This window comes from Acinetobacter sp. V2 (genome assembly GCF_001188385.1).
Classification (GTDB): Bacteria; Pseudomonadota; Gammaproteobacteria; order Pseudomonadales; family Moraxellaceae; genus Acinetobacter; species Acinetobacter oleivorans.
Genome location: NZ_JZFB01000007.1, coordinates 91,172 through 95,985, shown reverse-complemented (window position 1 = coordinate 95,985; position 4,814 = coordinate 91,172). Strand labels below are relative to the sequence as shown.

The following is a 4,814-nucleotide window of genomic DNA, read 5'->3' as shown; positions in this document are numbered from 1 at the left end:
ACTCGTTTAGCAGAAACCACAAAATGGTGGGTTGATATTACTGAACCTCAGGGGCTTTCTCGTTTAAGCTCAGGTTTCACGTCAACGATTTATGTTCGCTTTATTCATGCACTTGTTCGCCGACAATTAAAAAAGTCTGATCGTTGGGATAGTGAAGTTTGGGGAATTCCTCTTAATCAATTTGATTTAGCAATGACTAATTTGGCTTTTAGCAGTGTAGTTTTACTCGGTATTAGAGCTTTAGGTGTATGGCCAACGAAACAAGAAGCTAAGAGTTTTTTACATTTTTGGCGCTATGTTGGCTGGTTAATAGGTATTGATGAAAAATGGCTTATTCAATCTGAATCCGAAGGTTGGCGGTTACTTTACTGGATGCAGTTTGCTCACCCTCGCTCTGATCACAGCAGTGTTGAATTAGGATCGAGTTTATCTAAAGAGCCTTTTGAGAGAAAATATCTGCATTTACGCTCTTTGCAGCAGAAGCTCGCTTACCGCCAACATTTAGAACTTACCCAATTTTTTATTGGTAAGAAAAGAATGAAATTACTTGGATTGCCTCAGCAGTCTGCTTCATGGTTTGCTTATTATTTGATTGTGCGCAATTCACTACTTTATAGTGGTGCGAAGCTTTCACCAAAAGTTGAAAAGTTTTTATCCAAATCAGGTCGCAATATACAAAAGCTTGGCTTAACGCTTTATCAGAATCAAGGTAAGGCAAAAACCTTAGCAAGTATGCATCAATAATTTTTAAAACCTAAAAATAACAAAAGGAAGCCTGTTAACCAGACTTCCTTTTTCAAATATTAAGACGCTTATTGAGATGATGAACTATGCATTTCAGCGTGATTCATTTGCTCAGGTGTCTCCATCATTTGCTTATTTTTTTGACTTGGCATGTAGTCAGGCTCATTGTTGATCGCCAAATAAAAAATGATCATAAACAATAAGCTCAAGATACAAGCCACAATAAGTGACTTCCATCCCCACCACGATTGTTCAGGCGATAATTTATTTGTCATTTCATTTCTCTCATTCAATTAATATTTTCAGTTCATTTCATTCGCTATAGCTTATTAAAACTTCATGCTCATACGAACCCAGTAATTTCTTCCGATATTGTTGAATTGCTCTTCACTCGCAAATCCAAAACCTGCACTACCCGCTTTGTTTAAGTGTTCGGTATAGGTTTTATCTAATACGTTATCAACGCCAACAGAGACATCAATATCTTTACGAAGGTTGTAACTTCCGTTTAAAGAAAGAGTTGAAAAACCTTTACTTGGTTTGAGGTCATACCCCACGATGTTACCTTGATGTAGACTCACGCGGTTTTGCTCAGCAACAGCTCGCCACAACAGACCTAAATTATATTTGTCAGCTACATAGCGAATATTTAAGCGACCTTCTAAAGGTGAAATTTGAGGTAGTGGTTTGTCATCTGTAGTGTTTTTACCCCATGCATACATCGCACTCAAATCTGCCTGAATATGGTCGGTAAATTGATATCCAATACCAGCTTCCGCGCCTGCGATGGTTGCATCGATATTTTTGGCACCCGCAGTAATATCATGGCTCATGTCATGCCCATCCATTCCCATACTTGGATGATGGTGGTAACTCATTAAAATGTAGTCATCTACTAAGCCTGCATAAGCAGAAGCCCATGTATTTAAAGCACCATGTTGCTGCTGGAAGCCCATATCCAACTGTAATGTTTTCTCAGGATTCACACCGTTAAAAGTATTGGTTGAACCAGCATTACCATGTTTAGGCGAGAAAAGCTCCCAATAATCTGGCATACGCTCTACATAACCTAAACCGATATAGCTTTTTAGGTCATGCTCAGGATGTTGGTTTTCCCAGCGTACAAATGCACTTGGTAAAGTCTTTTCAAGTTTAGTATTAAAGCCTTTTGCCTGAGAATCGGCGCGCTCATCTTCAACTGTGACTCGATCTAAACGCACACCTGTGACCAGTTTGTTGAGATCGTTCCATTGATAACCAAGTTCACCAAAAGCACCGTATGATTGAAAACGCATATCTTGACGATATGGAACATTCATAGAAGGCATATTTGGCGATGACATGCTACCGCCATGTTTATTGAATTGAGAATCTACACCTGTAATCAAACTCCACTTATTCCATTCAGAAGTCATTGCCAAACGTGAGTTTAATGTACGGCGCGTTACCTCCATTGCCATCGCGTTCGGCATCAACATGGTCATACCACCATGATTCATTTCAACTAATGGCGGAGTACGTAAGCTAAAGTTATCCATAATATGGTCGTTATAGCTGTAGTTCACCTGCCCTTCAATTTTCTTAATGACATCAGTGATATTTTTCTTTTCAAAACGTAGCCCTAAGCTTTCACGCGCAAACTGAGAACCATCCATTGAACGTCCAGCATAAAGCGATTCACCATCAGATTTCCCACCCGTGAGCTCGATCCAAGTGTCTTCATCTGGAGTGAAACCAAGTGCTACATCAGCATTCCACTTTTTCCATGCTGAAGGCACAGTATTGCCATCACCATCTTGATAACTATTAGACTCTGAACGGTTGGCATTTAAACGGATGTATTTCTTTTCATCGCCAATTGCCGCCTCAACGTTATGGTCAATACGTCCATATGAACCCAATAAGACACTCGCTTGTCCACGATAAGGTTTTTCAGAGGTGAGTTTCTCAGGCTGACGTTCAAAAAGAACAGTCGCAGCAGAACCTGTATTGGCATATTGAACAGTTTGCGGACCTTTAATGACAGAAATACGGTCATAACTTTCTGGTGAAATATAAGAAGTTGGAGCATCCATACGGTTTGGACATGCACCTAGGTTTTCTGTTCCATCTGTCAAAATTTTGATGCGTGAACCAAACATGCCTCGGAAGGTCACATCACCATTTGTTCCACCGCTTTGTATTGAGTTAAAACCCATAATACTTTGTAGATAGTCTGCCCCATCTGTAGCAGGTACTGGCTGAATGGGCTGCTTTGGATCTGCATGTACAATCAGACCATTTGCATCGTTACCTTGTTGTGCTGTAACAACAATAGGTGCTAATGAGTGAAGTGTTTTGGTATCAGCATCATTTTTTTCCGAATCAGCAAAAACGAGACCCGAATGAGAGACAGCAAGCATCGCAACCCATAGAGGTTGTAATAAGAATTTAGAATGTGGCATTTTTATACGCTCTAAAACATAAATAAAGTGATATTGAAGTCAGTTAAGACCCCAACAAAAAATTGCTTTTATTTATGCAAATAGAGGCGGTGCGCGCCCTTGAGGGAGTAGGAAAAGTCGCTGTAGCGCAAAGTAAACATGTCGAAATGCTTGTTGATAGGCAACTAAGCGGACTTGTATGCGGACTAAAACTTCTTTTACACCAAACTCAGGTGGTAAAACCAGATTGGCATAGACGGTACAATATTGACACTGGTGATTTGCATCATGATGATCATGTTGCCCAGAAGCTTGTGCCTGTTCAATATGATGTTCATGATGTGAATGCATGGTATGTGACATGGTTTCCATTTGTGCTTTGGGTTTAAGCAAAGCACGAGTAATAGTTTCACAGACCGGAGCAATTTGATATTGCTTCGGTAATAGCGGCTGTAGAAATACCGCAACCTGTAAAAATACTGCTGCACATGCAAGCAGTAAACCACTACGAAAAACCAAAAATCACATCCACACTATATTAATGTTTCAAGAATAGAAATTTTTAACGTTTTACTGCAACTTTTTCACGCTCACGTTGACGAACAACTTTTTCGACTTTTTCTCGAGCACGTTGACGTTTAAGTGGCGACAAATAATCCACAAATAATTTGCCATTTAAGTGATCCATTTCATGTTGGATACAAACAGCGAGAAGTCCATCAGCTTCTATCTCAAATGCTTGACCTTCAAGGTTAATTGCCTCAATTTTCACACGTGACGGGCGCTCAACTTTGTCGTATATTTGTGGCACCGATAGGCAGCCTTCTTCGTACTGCTGCTTATCTTCTGTCAGTGGAGTGATTTTGGGGTTAATAAAAACCAAGGGTTCATCTTTAGCTTCAGATAAATCTATAACGATTAACTGAATATGACGATCTACTTGTGAAGCTGCCAAACCAATACCGGGTGCGGCATACATGGTTTCAAGCATATCTGCTGCAAGTTGACGAATTTCATCAGTAACTTCTTCAACAGGCTTAGCAATGGTACGAAGACGGGGATCAGGAAAACTTAAAATAGGTAATAAGGCCATACTGACGTCCTCACTTATGCCATTGATTGAAAAACCAAATGAAGGAAATACTTCATCGAAAAATTGTGTGTTAGCCGCCTATTATAACGCATCTGCACGCATAATTTTTAGGAATTATCATAATGAAAAAGGTTTTTAACGGCATGGTTGAATTTCATGCTTTGGGGATAAAAAAGCATTTACTTGCTTTCGCACTTTTTACAGGGGTTGCAATGGGTACAGTAGCAGAGGTTCATGCTGCTAGTCCAAACCATAATCCACCCTCTCTAAAAAGTAATGCACCACATGTCTACGTTGTAAAACGCGGAGATACGCTGTGGGATATTTCCGGTCATTTCCTAAGTAAACCTTGGCGCTGGCCAGAAATCTGGGCAAATAATCAACATGTCAAAAATCCACACTGGATTTATCCTGGTGACCGCTTGTTGTTATGCAGTTTAGCGGGTCGACCATTGATCGGTAAAGATGAGGGAGATGGTTGCGTTGGCATTATTCGTCGCTACACAGGCCAAATGACAAACTTGCAACCTCAAGTTCGTGTGGAATCACTTAAC

6 protein-coding genes are annotated in these 4,814 nt (G+C 40.2%); 2 read left to right on the top strand and 4 right to left on the bottom strand.

The features are described 5' to 3' along the window. Positions 1-744, top strand: a 744-nt coding sequence (locus tag UC75_RS22215; protein ID WP_228137459.1) for an oxygenase MpaB family protein, incomplete at its 5' end; no start/stop codon positions are given. Between the two features lie 68 nt (positions 745-812). Here the strand turns inward: UC75_RS22215 and UC75_RS16955 are convergent. The 4 genes from UC75_RS16955 to def form a co-directional block, all read right to left on the bottom strand. Beyond that, complete coding sequence (locus UC75_RS16955) at positions 813-1,019, bottom strand: hypothetical protein (RefSeq protein ID WP_049838257.1); 207 nt, start codon at positions 1,017-1,019, stop codon at positions 813-815. Positions 1,020-1,073: 54 nt separating this feature from the next. Beyond that, on the bottom strand, positions 1,074-3,188 hold the full coding sequence (locus UC75_RS16950; RefSeq protein ID WP_049838256.1) for a TonB-dependent copper receptor: 2,115 nt from the start codon (positions 3,186-3,188) through the stop codon (positions 1,074-1,076). Between the two features lie 72 nt (positions 3,189-3,260). Continuing rightward, the gene (locus UC75_RS16945; protein WP_005309169.1) at positions 3,261-3,686 is read right to left on the bottom strand and encodes a DUF2946 family protein; all 426 of its coding nucleotides are present in this window, start codon (positions 3,684-3,686) and stop codon (positions 3,261-3,263) included. Between the two features lie 43 nt (positions 3,687-3,729). Further along, a complete protein-coding gene (gene def / locus UC75_RS16940; RefSeq protein ID WP_004795267.1) occupies positions 3,730-4,260 on the bottom strand; it encodes a peptide deformylase in 531 nt (176 codons plus the stop codon). A 122-nt stretch (positions 4,261-4,382) separates the two neighbouring features. Between def and UC75_RS22210 the strand changes: the two genes are divergently transcribed. Continuing rightward, positions 4,383-4,814, top strand: a 432-nt coding sequence (locus UC75_RS22210) for a LysM peptidoglycan-binding domain-containing protein (RefSeq protein WP_228137458.1), incomplete at its 3' end; no start/stop codon positions are given.